Source organism: Micromonospora sp. NPDC047548, assembly GCF_040642975.1.
In the GTDB taxonomy this organism is placed as follows: domain Bacteria; phylum Actinomycetota; class Actinomycetes; order Mycobacteriales; family Micromonosporaceae; genus Micromonospora.
Window position 1 is genome coordinate 53,257 of sequence record NZ_JBEYTI010000010.1, and the last position, 17,829, is coordinate 71,085.

17 protein-coding genes are annotated in these 17,829 nt (G+C 73.1%); 8 read left to right on the top strand and 9 right to left on the bottom strand.

Annotation, left to right across the window (positions count from 1 at the left end; genetic code table 11):
- The first annotated feature begins 21 nt into the window (after nucleotides 1-21).
- The gene (locus tag ABZ807_RS13320; protein WP_357156286.1) at nucleotides 22-939 is read left to right on the top strand and encodes a hypothetical protein; all 918 of its coding nucleotides are present in this window, start codon (nucleotides 22-24) and stop codon (nucleotides 937-939) included.
- 20 nt (nucleotides 940-959) lie between these two features.
- Here ABZ807_RS13320 and ABZ807_RS13325 read toward each other — a convergent pair whose 3' ends face one another.
- On the bottom strand, nucleotides 960-1,931 hold the full coding sequence (locus tag ABZ807_RS13325) for an aldo/keto reductase (protein WP_357156288.1): 972 nt from the start codon (nucleotides 1,929-1,931) through the stop codon (nucleotides 960-962).
- Nucleotides 1,932-2,135: 204 nt separating this feature from the next.
- On the opposite strand from ABZ807_RS13325, the gene ABZ807_RS13330 reads away from it, so the two are divergent.
- The 6 genes from ABZ807_RS13330 (at nucleotide 2,136) to mshC (ending at nucleotide 7,613) form a co-directional block, all read left to right on the top strand.
- Complete coding sequence (locus tag ABZ807_RS13330) at nucleotides 2,136-3,188, top strand: LLM class F420-dependent oxidoreductase (RefSeq protein WP_357156290.1); 1,053 nt, start codon at nucleotides 2,136-2,138, stop codon at nucleotides 3,186-3,188.
- Entirely contained in the window at nucleotides 3,185-4,021 is an 837-nt protein-coding gene (locus ABZ807_RS13335) for an undecaprenyl-diphosphate phosphatase (protein WP_357156292.1), read from the top strand. The genes ABZ807_RS13330 and ABZ807_RS13335 overlap by 4 nt, the downstream gene beginning before the upstream one ends.
- A gap of 69 nt (nucleotides 4,022-4,090) precedes the next feature.
- Nucleotides 4,091-4,804: a histidine phosphatase family protein gene (locus ABZ807_RS13340; RefSeq protein ID WP_357156294.1), complete on the top strand. Its 714-nt coding sequence runs from the start codon at nucleotides 4,091-4,093 to the stop codon at nucleotides 4,802-4,804.
- Nucleotides 4,805-4,916: 112 nt separating this feature from the next.
- A complete protein-coding gene (locus tag ABZ807_RS13345) occupies nucleotides 4,917-5,492 on the top strand; it encodes a DUF3090 domain-containing protein (RefSeq protein ID WP_357156296.1) in 576 nt (191 codons plus the stop codon).
- Complete coding sequence (locus tag ABZ807_RS13350) at nucleotides 5,489-6,307, top strand: SCO1664 family protein (protein WP_357156299.1); 819 nt, start codon at nucleotides 5,489-5,491, stop codon at nucleotides 6,305-6,307. The genes ABZ807_RS13345 and ABZ807_RS13350 overlap by 4 nt, the downstream gene beginning before the upstream one ends.
- 67 nt (nucleotides 6,308-6,374) lie before the next feature.
- Nucleotides 6,375-7,613 (top strand): cysteine--1-D-myo-inosityl 2-amino-2-deoxy-alpha-D-glucopyranoside ligase, encoded by a 1,239-nt coding sequence (gene mshC, locus ABZ807_RS13355; protein ID WP_357156301.1) that lies wholly within the window; start codon nucleotides 6,375-6,377, stop codon nucleotides 7,611-7,613.
- 269 nt (nucleotides 7,614-7,882) lie between these two features.
- On the opposite strand, the gene ABZ807_RS13360 is transcribed toward mshC, so the two are convergent.
- From ABZ807_RS13360 to ABZ807_RS13370, 3 genes are all read right to left on the bottom strand, one after another.
- Nucleotides 7,883-8,674 carry a GntR family transcriptional regulator gene (locus ABZ807_RS13360; RefSeq protein WP_357156303.1) on the bottom strand — a complete coding sequence of 264 codons (792 nt, stop codon included), beginning with the start codon at nucleotides 8,672-8,674 and terminating at the stop codon, nucleotides 7,883-7,885.
- Between the two features lie 123 nt (nucleotides 8,675-8,797).
- Nucleotides 8,798-9,667 (bottom strand): PAC2 family protein, encoded by an 870-nt coding sequence (locus ABZ807_RS13365; protein WP_357156305.1) that lies wholly within the window; start codon nucleotides 9,665-9,667, stop codon nucleotides 8,798-8,800.
- Nucleotides 9,664-9,822, bottom strand: coding sequence for a hypothetical protein (locus tag ABZ807_RS13370; protein WP_357156307.1), 159 nt, complete (start codon nucleotides 9,820-9,822; stop codon nucleotides 9,664-9,666). Before ABZ807_RS13370 ends, ABZ807_RS13365 begins: the two co-directional genes overlap by 4 nt.
- Nucleotides 9,823-9,924: 102 nt before the next feature.
- Between ABZ807_RS13370 and metH the strand changes: the two genes are divergently transcribed.
- Nucleotides 9,925-13,440, top strand: coding sequence for a methionine synthase (metH, locus tag ABZ807_RS13375; protein ID WP_357156309.1), 3,516 nt, complete (start codon nucleotides 9,925-9,927; stop codon nucleotides 13,438-13,440).
- Between the two features lie 78 nt (nucleotides 13,441-13,518).
- Here metH and ABZ807_RS13380 read toward each other — a convergent pair whose 3' ends face one another.
- The 5 genes from ABZ807_RS13380 to ABZ807_RS13400 are packed head-to-tail and all read right to left on the bottom strand — an operon-like array spanning nucleotide 13,519 to nucleotide 17,672.
- Nucleotides 13,519-14,181, bottom strand: coding sequence for a hypothetical protein (locus ABZ807_RS13380; protein ID WP_357156311.1), 663 nt, complete (start codon nucleotides 14,179-14,181; stop codon nucleotides 13,519-13,521).
- Nucleotides 14,178-15,647: a hypothetical protein gene (locus ABZ807_RS13385; RefSeq protein ID WP_357156313.1), complete on the bottom strand. Its 1,470-nt coding sequence runs from the start codon at nucleotides 15,645-15,647 to the stop codon at nucleotides 14,178-14,180. The genes ABZ807_RS13380 and ABZ807_RS13385 overlap by 4 nt, the downstream gene beginning before the upstream one ends.
- Nucleotides 15,644-16,390, bottom strand: a complete 747-nt coding sequence (locus ABZ807_RS13390) for an ATP-binding cassette domain-containing protein (protein WP_357156315.1) — start codon at nucleotides 16,388-16,390, stop codon at nucleotides 15,644-15,646. The genes ABZ807_RS13385 and ABZ807_RS13390 overlap by 4 nt, the downstream gene beginning before the upstream one ends.
- Nucleotides 16,387-17,121, bottom strand: coding sequence for a hypothetical protein (locus ABZ807_RS13395; protein WP_357156317.1), 735 nt, complete (start codon nucleotides 17,119-17,121; stop codon nucleotides 16,387-16,389). The genes ABZ807_RS13390 and ABZ807_RS13395 overlap by 4 nt, the downstream gene beginning before the upstream one ends.
- Nucleotides 17,118-17,672 (bottom strand): RNA polymerase sigma factor, encoded by a 555-nt coding sequence (locus ABZ807_RS13400; RefSeq protein WP_357156319.1) that lies wholly within the window; start codon nucleotides 17,670-17,672, stop codon nucleotides 17,118-17,120. The genes ABZ807_RS13395 and ABZ807_RS13400 overlap by 4 nt, the downstream gene beginning before the upstream one ends.
- Nucleotides 17,673-17,829: the final 157 nt, after the last annotated feature.

The window sequence follows — 17,829 nt, forward strand, 5'->3', positions numbered from 1 at the left end:
CGGCGACTGAGGAGGTACGGCGTGACGGGTGCGTGGGGACGGCTCGGGCGGCTCGGCGACGCGGTGCGCGACGGCGCGCGGGTGGCCCGCGACCGGGCCCGCGCCCTGCGGGACGAGTTCCGCACCTCCGACGAGCCGGAGCGGGGCCTGGTCGCCCCCCTGGTGACCGGGCAGGAGCTGCGTTACGTCGGCCTGGCGCCGGTGCGGGCGCACGAGACGCACCGTGCCGGCAGCCAGTTCGTCGACCACGTCGGCGCGGAGGTGGCCGAGGCGCTCGACCCCCGGGCGCTCTTCGGGCTGCTGAACATCGTCAACCCGGTGGTCTGGGTCGAGGCCGTGATGACGCCGGTCCGGATCGTGGCCGGGGTGCTGCTGCTGCCCGGCAGGGCGGCCGCGCTCGCGGCGGGCCTGCCCGAGGCGGCCGGGCGGGAGGTGGACGTCGAGCCCGACCGGGCGGCCCCGCCACCCCGGCCGGTGCTGCCGCTCACCCCCGAGCAGGAGGCGTTCCGGGCGCTGTTCCGGCTCAGCCGCCACCGCCCGCTCGCCGACCAGCTCGCCGAGATCGCCTACCGCCGGCGGTACGTCTTCAGCGGTGACCTGGCCACCCTCGCCGGCAGCCTGCTGCTGTTCCTGGAGCGCTACACCGGCACCCCGCTCGCGGTCACCGACACCCATCTGCACCTGCTGCGGATGGGGCGCCGCCCGGACGAGGGCAGGCCGGACCGGCGCGAGCCGCGGCTGTTGTGGAGCGTGCAGCGGCGGCGGATCACCCGGATCGACTGCGACCACGGGTCCGCGCGGCTGATGCAGTTCCCGGCGACCCTGCACTTCGACGACGGCTCGTGGATCCGGATCGTCAACCCGGCCACCCGCGACGACCAGGCCCGCTTCCTGGCCGCCGTGCGGGAGATCCCCGGCGACCGCCCCGACCTCGGCTGACAGCCCGGCCGGCCCGGCGGTCAGCTGTCGCGTTCCGGGTAGCCCACCGGCACTGCGGAGACGTCGTCCAGCGCGGTGGTGATCTCCGCTGGCAGGGTCATCCGCTCCACCTGTAGCGCGCCGAGGAGCTGCCCCACCGTGCGGGCGCCCAGGATCGGCGCGGTGACCCCGGGCCGGTCCCGGATCCAGGCCAGCGCCACCTCCATCGGCGAGACGCCGAGCCCCCCGGCGGCGGTGGCCACCGCCTCCACGATGCTGGAGCAGCGCGGCTCCAGGTAGGTGGCCACGAACCGTTCGAAGTGCGGCGAGGCGGCCCGGGAGTCGGCCGGTCGGCCGTGCCGGTACTTGCCGGTGAGCACCCCGCGGCCGAGCGGCGACCAGGGCAGCACCCCCAGTCCGAGCGCCGCGCAGGCGGGCAGCACCTCCCGCTCGACGCCCCGCTCCAGCAGCGAGTACTCCACCTGCGCGCCGACCACCGGAGCACGCCCCGGCCAGGCCGCCTGCCACGCGGCGGCGCGGGCGGTCTGCCAGCCGGAGAAGTTCGACACGCCGACGTAGCGGACCCGGCCGCTGGCCACCGCGTGGTCGAGCGCCGCCAGGGTCTCCTCCAGCGGCGTGTCCGGGTCGTACCCGTGCACCTGCCACAGGTCGACGTGGTCGGTGCCCAGGCGGCGCAGCGAGGCGTCCAGGGTGCGCAGCAGGTGCCCGCGGGAGCCGTCGCGTCGCCGGCCGATGCCCGGCCGCAGGCCCGCCTTGGTGGCGATGAGCAGCTCGTCGCGGGGCACCAGGGCGCCCAGCAGCGAGCCGAGCACCGCCTCAGCCTCACCGTCGCCGAAGACGTCGGCGGTGTCGACGAGGTTGCCGCCCGCGTCGAGGTAACTCTTCAGCTGGGCGGCCGCGTCGTCGGCGTCGGTGTCCCGGCCCCATGACATGGTGCCGAGCGCGAGCCGGGAAACCGCCAGCCCGCTTCGGCCGAGCGGTCGCTGTTGCATGGGTGAACCTTATTTCGAACCCGGCGTCACGGATATCCTCGCTCCCGTCATCTCTGCCCGTCGCGTCGCCGATCCGACCGTGGCGGGGCCCCGGGCCGGTCGCCGGCCGCCCGGCCACCCGGCCGGCCGGGTGAGCCGGTGATCGGGCCCACCGTCGCCATTGCGTACCCTGGTGCGACCTGTGGTGCGGATGGGGGAGGACCAGTGCGACTCGGGCTCAGCCTCGGTTACCAGACGGCGTGGAGCACACCCGCCGACCACCTGGCGCTTGCCCAGGAGGCGGACCGGCTCGGCTATTCGGTGGTGTGGGCGGCGGAGGCCTACGGCTCCGACTCGCCCAGCATGCTGGCCTGGATGGCCGGCCAGACGGAGCGGATCGACGTGGGCAGCGCGGTGATGCAGATCCCCGCCCGGACCCCGGCCATGACCGCGATGACCGCGGCCACCATCGACGCGCTCTCCGGCGGCCGGTTCCGGCTCGGTCTCGGCGTCTCGGGCCCGCAGGTCTCGGAGGGCTGGCACGGCGTACGGTTCGCCAAGCCCCTGGCCCGCACCCGCGAGTACGTCGACATCGTGAAGCTGGCGGTCGCCCGCAAGGAGGTCGCCTACGACGGCGAGCACTACACCCTGCCGCTGCCCGACGGCCCCGGCAAGGCGCTGCGGCTGGGCTTCCACCCACCCCGCGAGCACATCCCGATCTACCTGGCCGCCGTCGGCCCGAAGAACCTGGAGCTGGCCGGCGAGATCGCCGACGGGTGGCTGGCCGTCTTCTACGCCCCGGAGTTCGCCGAGGAGCAGCTCGCCTCGGTGCGCGCCGGCCGGGCGAAGGCGGGCAAGGAGCTGGCCGGCTTCGACGTGGTGCCCTCGGTGCCGGTGGTGGTCGGCGACGACATCGCCACCTGCGCCGAGCTGGTCCGCTGGTACGCCGCGCTCTACGTCGGCGGCATGGGCAGCCGCCAGCAGAACTTCTACAACCAGCTCGCCACCCGGATGGGCTACGGCGACGCCGCCCGCGAGGTGCAGGACCTCTACCTGGCCAAGCGGCAGCGCGACGCCGCCGCCGCGGTGCCGATGGAGTTCATCGACCGCACCTCGCTGCTCGGCCCGAAGGAGCGCATCGCCGAGCGGATGCGCGAGTACGCCGCGGCCGGCGTGACCACCCTCTCGGTCACCCTGTTCGTCGCCGACCGGGACAGCGGCGTGCAGACGCTGCGCACCGTCGCCGAGGCCCTCGAACTGTCCGGGGTCGGCGAGTGACCTGGGTCGAGGCCATCGTCCTGGGCATCGTCCAGGGGCTCACCGAGTTCCTGCCGGTCAGTTCGTCCGGGCACCTGCGGATCACCTCCGCCATCTTCTTCGAGCGGGACGCTGGCGCCTCCTTCACCGCGGTGACCCAGCTGGGCACCGAGGCGGCGGTGCTGATCTACTTCGCCAAGGACATCTGGCGGATCACCCGCACCTGGCTGGTGGGCCTGCGGGACCGTTCGGTGCGCTCCAGCCTCGACTACCGGATGGGCTGGTATGTCATCGTCGGCTCCATTCCGATCGGGCTGTTCGGGGTGCTGTTCAAGGACCAGATCCGTGACACGGCCCGCAACCTGTGGGTGGTCGCCACCACCCTGATCGTCTTCGCCTTCGTGCTCGCCTTCGCCGAGTACTGGGGGCGGCAGACCCGCACCCTGGCGAACTTCCGGCTGCGTGACGGCGTGGTCATGGGCTTCGCCCAGGCGATGGCGCTGATCCCCGGGGTGTCCCGCTCCGGCGGCACGCTCACCGCCGGCCTGCTGCTCAACCTCACCCGGGAGGCGGCGGCGCGGTACTCGTTCCTGCTGGCCATCCCGGCGGTGGTGATGTCCGGGGTCTTCAGCATCGGTGACGTGTTCGAGCCGGCCGCGCCGGGCACCTCGGTGCCGAGCGTGGCGCAGACGGTGGTGGCCACCGTGATCGCCTTCGCCATCGGCTACGCCGCGATCGCCTGGCTGCTGCGCTACGTGGCCCACCACACCCTGTACGTCTTCGTGCTCTACCGGGTGGCGCTCGGCACGCTGGTGCTCTCGCTGCTGCTCACCGGCGCGATCACCGCCACCTGACCGGGCCCCGTCCGCCACGGCCCCCGACACCCGTGCCGGGGGCCGTGGCGTGTCCGGCCTGCGCCTAGGGTGGTGTTCGTGGCGACCCTTCTGCTTCTGCGACACGGCCGGACCACGGCGAACGCCGACGGCGGGCTGGCCGGCCGCCAGCCGGTCGAGCTGGACGACACCGGCCGGGCCCAGGCCGCCGCGGTCGGCGAGCGGCTGCGCGGCCTGCCCCTGGCGACGGTGGTGACCAGCCCGCTGATCCGCTGCCGGCAGACCCTGGAGCTGGCGTTGCCGCAGGTCGAGCCGGTGGTCGAGGAGGGCCTGATCGAGTGCGGCTACGGGGCCTGGGAGGGGCGGCCGCTGAAGATGCTGGCCAAGGAGCCGCTCTGGCCGGTGGTGCAGCAGCACCCGAGCGCGGCGGTCTTCCCCGAGGGGGAGTCGATGGCGGCGATGGCGGCGCGGGCGGTCGCCGCGGTGCGCTCCTGGGACGCCGCGGTCACCGCCGAGCACGGGCCGGAGGCGGTCTGGCTGGCGTGCAGCCACGGCGATGTGATCAAGGCCATCGTGGCGGACGCGCTCGGCGTACACCTGGATCTCTTCCAGCGCATCGTCGCGGACCCGGCGTCGGTCACCGCGATCCGCTACACGCCGCTGCGGCCCTTCCTGGTCCGGCTCAACGACACCGGCGGTGATCTCGCCGGGCTGGTGCCGCCGCCGCGTAGGCGGCGCCGGCGGGCGACCCGGCCGACCGACTCGGACGCCGCGGTGGGCGGTGGCGCGGGGGCCGCCGGGTGAGTCGGCCCGCCACGTCCGGCGCCCTCCCGGGCGGCCGGCGGTGTTCCGCCCTGGGCGGAACGACCCTCGGTGCGGTGCGCGACGCTCCCGTGCGCCGGATAGGGTCGTGGGTATGACCCACCAGGTGCACGCCTTCGAGCCGCCGGAGCGGTTCGTCGCCGGGACCGTCGGGCCGCCGGGGGAGCGCACATTCTTCCTCCAGGCGCGCGGCGCTGGCCGGCTGGTCAGCGTCGCGCTGGAGAAGGTGCAGGTGTCCCTGCTCGCCGAGAAGCTGGAGGAGCTGCTCGCCGAGGCCCAGCGCCGGTTCGGCGTCGACCTGCCCGAGGCGCCCGCCGTCGTCGGCGACAACGACCCGCTGGACACCCCGGTCGACGAGGAGTTCCGGGTCGGCACCCTCGGCCTGGCCTTCGACGTCGACAGCGCGACCGTGGTGATCGAGGCGATCGCCGCCGGCGAGGCGGAGGTCGAGGTCGAGCTGGGCGACGACGATGACGACGACGATGACGACGCCGAGCCGGACGAGGACCTCGACCGGCTCCGGGTGCGGCTGACCCCTGAGGCGACCCGCCAGTTCATCGAGCGGGCCCGCCGGGTGGTCAACGCCGGCCGCCCGCCCTGCCCGCTCTGCGGCCAGCCGCTCGACCCCGCCGGGCACCTCTGCCCGCGGCACAACGGTTACCACCGGTGACCTCGTCGGAGTTGCAGCCCCGCCAGGACGGCAGCGCGGCGCTCCGGCTGCTGCGCGACGGTGAGCTCGCCCTGGAGGGGCGGCTGGTCGACGCCTCCAACACCACGCTGCGCGGGATCCTGACCCTGCACGGGCGGACGGCCCGCTGCGTCTACAAGCCGGTGCGTGGCGAGCGGCCGCTCTGGGACTTCCCCGACGGCACCCTCGCCGGCCGGGAGGTCGCCGCCTACCTGGTCTCCCGGGCCACCGGGTGGGACCTGGTGCCGCCGACCGTGCTGCGCGACGGCCCGTTCGGGCCCGGTTCCTGCCAGCTCTGGATCGACGAGCCGGCCGACGTCGAGCCGCTGGTCGGCTTCGTGCCCGCCGGCGCGGTGCCGCCGCGCTGGTTCCCGGTCGCTGCGGCCCGCGACGACGACGGCGCCGCGTACGCCCTGGCGCACGCCGACGATTCGCGGCTGGCCCGGCTGGCGGTGCTGGACGCGGTGCTGAACAACGCCGACCGCAAGGGCGGTCACCTGCTGGTCGGTCCGGACGACTGCCTCTACGGGGTGGACCACGGCGTCTGCTTCCACGTGGAGGAGAAGCTGCGGACGGTCCTCTGGGGTTGGGCCGGCCGGCGGCTGCCGCCGGACGCGGTGGAGATGCTCGACGCGCTGGCCGGCCAGGTGGCCGGCGAGCTGGGCGAGGAGTTGTCCGCCCACCTGACGGTCGGGGAGATCGCCGAGCTGGCGGCGCGGATCGACCGGCTGCGGGAGGCCGGGCGGTACCCGCAGCCGCCGCAGGACTGGCCGGCGATGCCCTGGCCCCCCATGTGAGCCGTTGTCGCGTTGATCACCCGTGGGGTGCCTGCCCACCGCCTGACGGATCGTTAGGCTGACGGTCATGGAGTCTTGGGCGGGACACGAGGTGCCACGGCTGCCGGGCGGCGGCGGGTCACTGGGCTTGTACGACTCGGCGCGGCGTCGCGTCCACCCCAGCCGGCCCGGCGGCACGGCCACCATGTACGTCTGCGGCATCACCCCGTACGACGCCACCCACCTCGGCCACGCCGCCACCATGATCACCTTTGACCTGGTGCAGCGGATGTGGCGCGACGCGGGCGTGACGGTGCGGTACGTGCAGAACGTCACCGACATCGACGACCCGCTGCTGGAGCGCGCGGCGCGCGACGGCGAGGACTGGAAGGTCCTGGCCATGCGGGAGACCGCGCTGTTCCGGGAGGACATGGAGGCGCTGCGGATCATCCCGCCGGCGCACTACGTCGGCGCGGTGGAGTCGATCCCGGACATCGCCGAGAAGGTCCTCGTCCTGGTCAAGGACGGCGCCGCGTACCGCCTGGACGACGGCACCGGCGACGTCTACTTCGACATCGCCGCCGCCCCGGCGTTCGGCTACGAGTCGAACCTGACCCGGGGGCAGATGCTGGAGATCCTTCCGGAGCGCGGCGGCGACCCCGACCGGGCCGGCAAGCGTGACCCGCTCGACCCGCTGCTGTGGCGCGGCGCCCGCGAGGGGGAGCCCTCCTGGCCCGGCGGTGAGCTGGGCGCCGGCCGCCCCGGCTGGCACATCGAGTGCGCGGTGATCGCGCTGAATCTGCTCGGCGACCGGATCGACGTGCAGGGCGGCGGCAACGACCTGCTCTTCCCGCACCACGAGTGTTCCGCCGCGCACGCCGAGCGGCTCACCGGCGAGGCGCCCTTCGCCGCCCACTACGTGCACGCCGGGATGATCGGCCTGGACGGCGAGAAGATGTCGAAGTCCCAGGGCAACCTGGTCTTCGTCTCCCGGCTGCGGGCCGACCGGGTCGACCCGATGGCGGTGCGGCTGGGGCTGATGTCCGGGCACTACCGCGCCGACCGTTCCTGGACCGACGACCTCCTCGTCGCCGCCGGGCGGCGCCTGGACCGCTGGCGGCGGGCCGCCGCCGCGACCGCCGGGCCGTCCGGGGCGGCGTTCCTGGCCGGCGTACGCGCCCGGCTCGGCGACGACCTGGACACCCCGGGCGCCCTCGCGCTGGCCGACGACTGGGCCGACCGCGCCCTGGCCGGCGCCGGCGACGACCCGCAGGCGCCCGCCCTCTTCGCCGACACCGTGGACGCCCTGCTCGGCATCCGGCTCTGAGCCCGACCGGCTGGGGCCGCCCGCCACCGGTCGCCCGGGCGTCGCTGGCCGCCGCAGCCTCATGATCCAGTCGCGATCTCCGACACCGTGGACGGCGTGTCGGGTCGGAAAGTGCGACTGGATCATGGAGGTCGGGCGACGGTGGCCGCCGCACCGTCGCCGCCTCGTCGTTTCCCGACGCGGCACGATTGCCGCAGTCCAGGCACACCACCTCGTCCAGGCGCCCGTGCAGCTAACCGTCCCTTGAGCGGCGTCGCGGGTGGCCCGGGTCAGCCGAGCACCAGGCCGGGGTCGGGGTCCTGTTCCGGGGCCGGCGCGGGGATCCGGTACTCCTCGGTGAGGGTGGTCATCGGGCCGGGCCAGGTGGCCTGCGCGACCTCGATCGGCTTGCGCCGCTCGTCGTGGGCGACGTGCAGCAGGTGCAGCACCGGGGTGTCCGGGCGGATCTGCAGGGTCTCCGCCTCCTCCCGGCTGGGCTGGCGGGCGCTGATCGTGTCGGTGGCCGAGACGTACCGGCGGCCGGTGGCCTCCTCGGCCTCCTGGTAGAGCGGGCGGCCGAACGCCTCGGCCCGCTCCAGTGAGGTGCCCGCGGTGTCGGTCGGCAGGAACCAGGAGGCGCCCACCTCGACCGGCGAGTCCTCGGTGCGTACCAGGTGCCGGCGGCAGAGCAGCTCGGTGCCGTCGGGCACCCCGAACGCGTCGGCGACCTCCGGTGGGGCGGGGGCGCGGCCGACGGACACCAGCTGCTGACGGTACCGGGCGGCCAGGTCGGTGTGGTAGCCCCGGAAGCCGCCGTAGCGGCCCCGGGAGAGCCGGTTGAGCCGGCGTCGGGTGCCCCGTACGTACGTACCGGAGCCGGGTTTGGTGATCAGGATGCCTTCGACCCGCAGCTGGTCGACGGCGCGCTGCACGGTCTGCTTCGCCACGCCGAACATCTCGGCGATGGCCGGGATGGACGGCAGCCGCTCGCCCGGTCCCCAGTCGCCGCGGCGCACCTGGGCCTTGAGCTGCGCGGCGATCTGCCGGTGCGGGAACTCGGCGGCCCCCGGGTTGATCTGCACACCCGCCTCCTCATGCCACTAGGTTCCTAGGATGCCCTAGACGGGGTGACCGCCGCCACCCCGGACATACGCAGATCGGCCCCGGACGCGGACGTCCGGGGCCGATGAGTCGACGGGCGGCGCTTACCAGGAGCCCGCCGTGGGGCCGGCGGAACCGCCCCGGCGGCGCAGGTACTTCTCGAACTCCTGGGCGATCTCGTCCCCGGTCAACGGGGTGATGCCGGCGTCGCCGACCCGCTCCTCCAACTCGCGGACGTACTCACCGAGCTCGGCGTCCTGCTCGGCGGCGCCGCGCACCCGCTGCTCCCACTCGGCGGCCTCCTCGGCCAGGTCGGCCATCGGCACCGGCAGGTCGAGCACCTCCTCGACCCGGTGCAGCAGGGCGAGGGTGGCCTTCGGGCAGGGCGGGTTGTTGGCGTAGTGCGGCACGTGCACCCAGAACGAGACCGCGTCGACCTCGGCCCGGGTGCAGGCGTCCTGCAACACCCCCACGATGCCGGTCGGGCCGTCGTAGCGGGTGGGGGTGAGCTGGTAGCGCTGGGCGGCCTCGGAGTCGGAGGCACTGCCGCTGATCGGCAGCGGGCGGGTGTACGGCACGTCGGCCAGCAGCGCGCCGAGCAGCACCACCCGCTCGACCTCCAGGCTGTGGCAGATCTCCAGCACCTGCTCGCAGAAGGTGCGCCAGCGCATGCTCGGCTCGATGCCGCGGATCAGCACCACGTCCCGCTCGGTGCCCTCCGGGCTGGCCACCATGAACTTCGTGGTGGGCCACTCGACCCGACGGGTCTCACCCTCGGCCATCATGATGGTCGGGCGGCTGACCTGGAAGTCGTAGAAGTCCTCCGGGTCCAGCTCGGTGACCGGGCGGGCCTGCCAGACCTGCTCCAGGTGCTCCACGGCGGCGGTGGAGGCGTCCGCGGCGTCGTTCCAGCCCTCGAAGGCGGCGATCGCTACCGGGGACCGCAGCACCGGCAGCCCGTCGAACTCGGTCACGCCGTCACCTCACCCTGCTCGTCGGGGACGGCGCCGGGCGCCGACCCGGTCCTCCGCCCGTGCATGGTGGCGTCCCAGATGTCCTTCACGTCCGCCAGCCTACGTGGCGGCGCCAGGTGCGGCCCGTCGGCCGCGCCGGGCCGCCGTGCCGCCATGCCGCCGAAACGGTACGAAAGGGATGTGCGTTCCCGCCGGCAGAATGTGGGACCGGCGACGGCCGATGACCAATGCCGGCATCGTCGCATTAACCTGAACCCGTGCGGACTTCGTTGCTGGATGTGCTGGCCGACCGGATCCTCATCGCCGACGGGGCGATGGGCACCATGTTGCACGCCGCCGACCTGACCCTCGACGACTTCGAAGGGCTGGAGGGCTGCGTCGAGATCCTCAACGTGAGCCGTCCGGACGTGGTGCGCGGGGTGCACGAGGCCTACCTCGAGGCGGGGGCGGACTGCGTCGAGACCAACACCTTCGGTGCCAACCTGGCCAACCTGGGCGAGTACGGCATCCCGCAGCGGATCCGGGAGCTGGCCGAGGCCGGGGCCCGGATTGCGCGGGAGGCGGCCGACGCGTACAGCACCGAGCAGCGGCCCCGGTTCGTGCTGGGCTCGATCGGGCCGGGCACCAAGCTGCCCACCCTCGGGCACACCGCGTACGCCAGCCTGCGCGACGCGTACCGGGAGAACGCCGCCGGCCTGATCGCCGGCGGGGCCGACGCGCTGATCATCGAGACCTGCCAGGACCTGCTCCAGGTCAAGGCCGCGGTCGTCGGGTCGAAGCGCGCCATGGTGGAACTGGGACGGCGGGTGCCGATCATCTGCCAGGTGGCCGTGGAGACCACCGGCACCATGCTGGTGGGCAGCGAGATCGGGGCGGCGCTGGCGGCGATCGAGCCGCTGGGCGTGGACCTGATCGGGTTGAACTGCTCGACCGGCCCGGCCGAGATGGGCGAGCACCTGCGCTACCTGTCCCAGCACTCCCGGATCCCGCTGTCGGTGATGCCGAACGCGGGCCTGCCGGTGCTGACGGCGGATGGGGCATACTTCCCGCTCACCCCGGTGGAGTTGGCCGACGCGCTGGAGCGGTTCGTCGCCGAGTACGGGGTGGCGCTGGTCGGCGGCTGCTGCGGCACCACGCCGGAGCACATCCGGGTGCTGGCCGAGCGGCTGCACGGCGCGACCCCGGTGCCGCGCGAGCCGCGGCACGAGGCGGGTGTCTCCTCGATCTACCACCCGGTGCCGTTCGCCCAGGACGCCTCGGTGCTGATGGTGGGGGAGCGGACCAACGCCAACGGCTCCAAGGCGTTCCGGGAGGCCATGCTCGCCGCTGACTGGCAGGCGTGCGTGGAGATCGCCCGCAGCCAGGCCCGGGACGGCTCGCACCTGCTGGACCTGTGCGTCGACTACGTCGGCCGGGACGGCACGCAGGACATGCGGGAGCTGGCGGGGCGCTTCGCCACGGCCTCCACCCTGCCGATCATGCTGGACTCCACCGAGCCGGCGGTGATCGAGGCGGGGCTGGAGATGCTCGGCGGCCGGTGCGTGGTCAACTCGGTGAACTTCGAGGACGGCGACGGGCCGGAGTCCCGCTACGCCCGGGTGATGCCGATCGTCAAGGAGCACGGTGCCGCCGTGGTGGCGCTGCTGATCGACGAGGAGGGGCAGGCGCGGACCGCCGAGTGGAAGGTCCGGGTCGCGGCCCGCCTGATCGAGGACCTCACCGGGCGGTGGGGGATGGACCGCTCCGACATCCTCATCGACGCGCTGACCTTCCCGATCGCCACCGGGCAGGAGGAGACCCGGCGGGACGGCATCGAGACGATCGAGGCGATCCGGGAGATCGCCCGCCGCTACCCCGGCGTGAACTTCACCCTCGGCATCTCCAACGTCTCGTTCGGGCTCAACCCGGCCGCCCGACAGGTGCTCAACTCGGTGTTCCTGCACGAGTGCCAGCAGGCGGGCCTGACCAGCGCGATCGTGCACGCCAGCAAGATCCTTCCGGTCAACCGGATCCCCGACGAGCAGCGGGAGGTGGCGCTGGACCTGGTCTACGACCGGCGGCGCGAGGGGTACGACCCGGTGCAGCGGTTCATCGAGGCCTTCGAGGGTGTGGACGCCGCGTCGGCGCGGGCGGGGCGGGCCGAGGAGCTGGCCGCGCTGCCGCTGGACGAGCGGCTCAAGCGGCGGATCATCGACGGCGAGCGTAACGGCCTGGAGGCCGACCTGGACGCGGCGATGGCCGGGGGGCGCAGCCCGCTGTCCATCATCAACGACATCCTGCTCGACGGCATGAAGGTCGTCGGCGAGTTGTTCGGCTCGGGGCAGATGCAGCTGCCGTTCGTGTTGCAGTCGGCCGAGGTGATGAAGACCGCGGTGGCCTACCTGGAGCCGCACATGGAGACGGCCGAGGACGGTGGCAAGGGCCGCATCGTGCTCGCCACCGTCCGCGGCGACGTGCACGACATCGGCAAGAACCTGGTCGACATCATCCTGTCCAACAACGGCTACGAGGTCGTCAACATCGGCATCAAGCAGCCGATCAGCGCGATCCTGGACGCCGCCGAGGAGCACCGGGCCGACGCGATCGGGATGTCCGGCCTGCTGGTCAAGAGCACTGTGATCATGAAGGAGAACCTCGCCGAGATGGCCTCTCGCGGGGTGTCCGAACGCTGGCCGGTGCTGCTCGGTGGGGCGGCGCTCACCCGCGCGTACGTCGAGGACGACCTGCGGTCGATGTTCCCCGGCCAGGTCCACTACGCCCGGGACGCCTTCGAGGGGCTGTCCCTGATGGACCGGGTGATGACCGCCAAGCGGGGCGGAGCGCCGGTCGTCGACCCCGAGCGGGAGGCCGCCCTGGCCGCCCGGCGGGCCCGTCGGGAGCGGCAGCGGACGATGGTCACCGAGGCGCTGCCCGAGCTGCACGACGCCTCGGTGCGCTCCGACGTGGCCACCGACGTGGCGGTGCCCACCCCGCCGTTCTTCGGCACCCGGGTGGTCAAGGGAGTGCCGCTGGCCGACTACGCGGCGCTGCTCGACGAGCGGGCCACCTTCCTCGGGCAGTGGGGGCTGCGCGGCGCCCGGGGCGGCAAGGGCCCCTCGTACGAGGAGCTGGTGGAGACCGAGGGCCGGCCCCGGCTGCGCTACTGGCTGGACCGGCTGATCGCCGACAAGATCCTCGAGGCGGCGGTGGTGTACGGCTACTTCCCCGCGTACGCCGAGGGCAACGACCTGGTGGTGCTCGACGAGAACGCCCGGGTGGAGCGGGCCCGGTTCTCCTTCCCCCGCCAGCGGCAGGAGCGGCGGCTCTGCCTCGCCGACTTCTTCCGTCCCAAGGGCGACGCGCTGGACGTGGTGGCGTTGCAACTGGTCACCGTCGGGCAGCCGATCAGCGAGTACACCGCGAAGATGTTCGCCGGCAACGAGTACCGCGACTACCTGGAGGTACACGGGCTGTCCGTGCAGCTCACCGAGGCGCTCGCCGAGTACTGGCACCGGCGGGTCCGCGCGGAGCTGACCCTGCCCGGTGGCCGTACCGTCGCCGACGACGACCCGGCGGATCTGGCCGGCCTGCTGCGCAACGACTACCGGGGCTGCCGGTACGCGTTCGGCTACCCGGCCTGCCCCGACCTGGAGGACCGGGCGAAGATCGTGGAGCTGCTGGGGGCGGAGCGGATCGGTGTGCAGCTGTCCGAGGAGTTCCAGCTGGTGCCGGAGCAGGCGACCGACGCGATCGTGGTGCACCACCCGGAGGCCAACTACTTCAACGCCAAATAATCGGGGCAAGTGCTCTGACCTGCACCTTCCCCCCCCCGGCGAGGGCCTTTGAACCATGATCATGCCGTCTCCAGGCCGTCACCGGCTTCCGGGCCGCTCGTTGGTGGCGTCGCGGGCTCCGCATAGCGCGTTGGCGGCCATGCCGGTGATGAACACCAGGCCGGCGCAGAGGGCGGCGCCGATGTCGTGTGGGGGTCGGGCGGGCCAGATCCAGGGTGTGGTCAGTGCGGGTCCGTGCCACTGGGTGTAGAGGGCGTAGATGGCGATCATGAGGTAGGCGGTGGGGGCGGTCCAGGTGAGTGCGCCGCCGAGGAGGGCGGCGCACAGTAGCCCGATGCCGACAAGTCCGGCGAGGTTGCGCAGCACGTCCAGGGCGCCGCCGGCGAGGTGGGCGCCGGTTCCCGCGGCGACCAGCGCGCCGGCTGCAGCGGCGGTCAGGGTCAGTGCTGTGCCCAGTCGCAGGAGTGGCAGCCATCGGCCGGTGGCGCGTTCCGGTTCGCCGAACGGGCTGGCGGTGGTGGCGGCGATGACGGCGGCGCATCCGGCTTCGAAGATCAGTGGGAGTTGGAGTGCGCCGTAGGCGTTCCATTGCCAGTGCAGCGCGATCCGTAATGCGACAGCGCAGACCGCGATCGCGGCCAGGGCCGCTGGGACGCGGCGGCTGGTCAGATGCAGCCATGCCAGGCGTAGGCCGGCATGTGCGGATCCTGCCGGCGGCTTGCCTGCTGCGGCGGCGGTCATGGCAACTCCGCGAGGGTGATCTGGCCGGCCCGCAGCGCGGCCACGTGAGACGTGAGCCAGGCGTGCCGGGCAGCCGGTGACAGGGCGGCGAACCGTTGCGCGGCGGCGGCGGTCCGGGTACCGGGCGGGAGGGTGGAGGTCTTGAGGATGGCCTCGGCGACCGCCTGTTGCGCTTCGGTCTTCTCCCGGCGGTCGCCGCCGATGACGTTGTAGAGGATGTCGCGCGCGGTATTCGTCCACAGCTCGGCAGTTAGTACGTCGGTGGCTACCGGACGCGCCAGTTGGATGGGGAGGAGTATGTGGAGCGTTGGCGGGGTGTCGCTCATGGCCGGGCCGGCTCTGCTGATACTGACGCCGTTGCCCGATTCTTGTCGATAGGTCGCGGCGGTTTGGTTGATGCGGACCGGCGCGTCGGGCAGGCCGGCCAGTTCGCTGAGTACCGGTTCGAGTGCGGCGGTCACGGTGGGCAGGTGGACGCTGTAGGCGGGGTGCACGCAGATCGGGATCGGGGTGTCGCTGCACACGGGTGTGTAGGGGACGGGACGGTTGTCGGCGGGGTTGTGCAGGGCGGGGATGGCGATCATGCCGCGGGGGTCGAGCCGGCCGGTGCCGGCCAGTGTGGTCGCGGTGATGGCGGCCAGCAGGCCGGCCGTGGTGAGGGCGGCGGCGGAGCGGCGTAGCCGTCGGCCGCCGGAGCCGGCGGGCAGGCCCAGGACGCCGAGCAGCGCCGTGGTGAGGCCGGTGAGGAAGATCAGCTGGACGATGGGCAGGTCGGGCAGGTAGGGGTAGAACGTGGCGACGCCCGGGTCTGCGCCGTTTTCCCAGGGGCCGGCGACCAGTGGGGATACCTGCCAGGGTGAGTGGTCGCCGTGGATGAACTGCGCGGTGAGTTCGAGCGCGAGGAATGCGGCGACGGCGACCAGTGGTGTGGTGAACCGGCTGGGGCGCAGCGCCCCGGCGGCGAATCCGAGCGCGGAGAATGCGGGCAGGCTCGCGGCGCCGACCGCGGCCGGCCACCACAGCGGGCCGCCCCAGGCGCCCTGCCGAGCGGTGACCGCGTACAGGACAGCCACGCAGCCCAGATACGCGACCAGCGCCCAGCAGGTGGTGGCGGCCCAGGTGGCGAGCTGGCGGGCCCACCTCGGCCGGGAGGTGCCGGACAGAAGGTCGGTCATGCCGTGGCGGGCCTCCCGCGAGGCCAGCCAGGCGGCGACGCCGACCACTGTGGGCACGAAGATCGCCAGGGCGGTGGTCTGCATGGTCATCGCGCGGACGTTCCACAATGGTGGGTACGCCATGGCCGGCCGGTACGTGATCAACCAGAAGAGCGCGGCGACGATCGGAAGCATCCACAGCATCACGTTGCGGCGCAGCTCCAGTCGCAGCAGCCGCCCGGCTGCCGCCAGCGGCACGCGGCGGGCCCGCGCCGGCCTGGTGGGCACCTGCGTGACGGGCGTGGCGGTCATGAGCGTGTCTCCGCGAGTACTGCGCTGTATCCGCGCTCCAGCGGGGCATCTCCCGCCGCCGTGGTTCCGACGCCGCGGGCGGTCAGTTCGTCCGGCGTGCCGTGGAAAACGATCTTTCCGCGGTCCATCAGGGCGACCTGGGTGCAGGCGGCGCCGACGTCCTCGACCAGGTGTGTGCTGACGATCACGGTGGCGCGCTGCCCGAGGTCGCGCAGCAGGGCCCGGAACGCGACCCGCTGCGCGGGGTCCAGCCCGGCGGTCGGCTCGTCCAGCAGCAGCAGTTCGGGCTCGTTGACGATCGCCTGCGCGATCCCCACCCGGCGCAGCATCCCACCGGATAGGGTACGCAGCTTCGCCTTCGCCTTGTCGCCCAGGCCCACGCGTTCGACCGCGGCGGCGACCGCGCGGTGCACCTCCGCTGACGGCATCTCCTTGAGCAGCGCGAAGTACTCGACGAACTCCACGACCGTGAACCCCGGGTAGAACCCGAGGTTCTGCGGTACGTAGCCGAGCCTGCGCCGGATCTGCCGGCGCTGCCGATAGATGTCGGGATCATGACCGAGTAGCCGTATCCGGCCCGAGGACGGTGGGATCACCGTCGCCAGCATCCGCAGCAACGAGGTCTTGCCCGCCCCGTTCGGGCCGAGTAGCCCGTACACGCCCGGACCGGCGTCCAGGGTCACCCCGGCCACGGCCATGGTCCGGCCGAACCGGCGGGTCAGTTCAGTGGTCGCGACGTTCATGAGGTTCCTCTCGGGATCCGGGTCGTGTAGAGCACGATCGCCGCGCAGCAGCAGGCGAACGTCAGATAGGGAAGCCACAGCACCGAGGTCGTCACCGCTGCGCTGATCCGCCCGGTGGCCGCCTGGCCGGCCAAAATCATGATCACCCAGCCGGCCACGCCGGCCGCCACTCCCACGTTCGCCGACCGGGCAACCGTTGCCGTGGCGAGCGCCAGCGCGCACACCGCGGTCATCGGGAGCAGCCAGCCGAGCGTGACCGCCGTAGCGACGCCCGACGCGGCCGAGGCGGCCAGCCCGAACGCCGCGTTCAGGCCGAACACCGCCAGCGCCCGGACCAGCAGCACCAGCCGATCACTGACCGCGACGCTGCACGACAACTCCCAGGCCGGGTCGATCCCCGGCCCGTACGCGTACGCGATACCCGCCGCGGCCACCGCCGGCGCGAGAAGCGCGACGTACGGCGTCCCGGTTTCCAGCGTGGCCAGCACCCCTGCCAGCAGCACCACCCCGGTGGCGACGACCCACCCGAGCAGCAGCGACGGCGTGGTCACCAACGCCCGAGCCAGACCCGGCGAGCGGAGCAGCCGGCCAGCCAGCCGCTCCACCGGGCCCAGACGGCGACGCCACACCTCGGCGGCAACCCCGACCCAGACACGGTCCAGGTCGACGTCGCGCGGCGCCGGGCGCTGCGCCGAGACGCGATCGGCACCCACCTCATGGTCGCTGGTCATCGCCTATCTCCCTCTGGCATCGAATCGTGCCGTCGCAGCGCGGCGCGCATCAGCCGGCGGATCTGGTACGCGCGGCTCTTCACCGTTCCCTCCGGAACGCCCATCAGCTCAGCTACCTCAGCCACCGGCCGGTCCTCGACGTACATCAGCCGCCACGTCTCCCGTTGCGGGCTGCCCTCCGGGCCAAGCGCCTCGACAGCATCGGCGAGTTCCGCTCTCAACAACGCCGCTTCCGTCGGGTCCACCGGCTGGCCTTCGCCGGCCGCTAGCAGAGCGGGCAGGAGCAAGTCGGTGCGCCCCCGGCGGCGCAGCCACAACGCCGCCTGCCGCCGCGCGATCCCCCACAGCCAGCCACCGGCACCCCCCAACCGGTAACCCGCGGCACCCCGCCACACCGCCACAAACGTCTCCTGGAGCACGTCCTCCACATCGGGGGCGGGCAGGACCGCACGCAGCCGGGCAGCCATCCACGGCGCATGCCGCGAGAACAGCTCCCGCAACGCCCCATCGTCACCACCCGCCACGGCACTGACCAGCTCGTCGTCGTCCATCGCCTTCTCTGTTGCGTTCCAGCGCCTACCGGTTCACGATGACGCAGAATTTCTTCTTACGGCGAGTCTCAGCTGGTGAGCTGGCGGGTAGGCGCGCAGGGCGCAGCCGAGGTCGGCGAGAGCTTGGGGGTGGTCGGCGGCAGGCCCGCTTCCAAGG

Coding starts and splice junctions, on each gene's coding strand:
- mshC (WP_357156301.1), top strand. CDS start 6,375: ATGGAGTCTTGGGCGGGACACGAGGTGCCACGGCTGCCGGGCGGCGGC.
- ABZ807_RS13390 (WP_357156315.1), bottom strand. CDS start 16,390: ATGAACGTCGCGACCACTGAACTGACCCGCCGGTTCGGCCGGACCATG.
- ABZ807_RS13400 (WP_357156319.1), bottom strand. CDS start 17,672: ATGGACGACGACGAGCTGGTCAGTGCCGTGGCGGGTGGTGACGATGGG.
- ABZ807_RS13380 (WP_357156311.1), bottom strand. CDS start 14,181: ATGACCGCCGCCGCAGCAGGCAAGCCGCCGGCAGGATCCGCACATGCC.
- ABZ807_RS13395 (WP_357156317.1), bottom strand. CDS start 17,121: ATGACCAGCGACCATGAGGTGGGTGCCGATCGCGTCTCGGCGCAGCGC.
- ABZ807_RS13385 (WP_357156313.1), bottom strand. CDS start 15,647: ATGACCGCCACGCCCGTCACGCAGGTGCCCACCAGGCCGGCGCGGGCC.
- ABZ807_RS13325 (WP_357156288.1), bottom strand. CDS start 1,931: ATGCAACAGCGACCGCTCGGCCGAAGCGGGCTGGCGGTTTCCCGGCTC.
- ABZ807_RS13345 (WP_357156296.1), top strand. CDS start 4,917: ATGACCCACCAGGTGCACGCCTTCGAGCCGCCGGAGCGGTTCGTCGCC.
- ABZ807_RS13370 (WP_357156307.1), bottom strand. CDS start 9,822: ATGGCGGCACGGCGGCCCGGCGCGGCCGACGGGCCGCACCTGGCGCCG.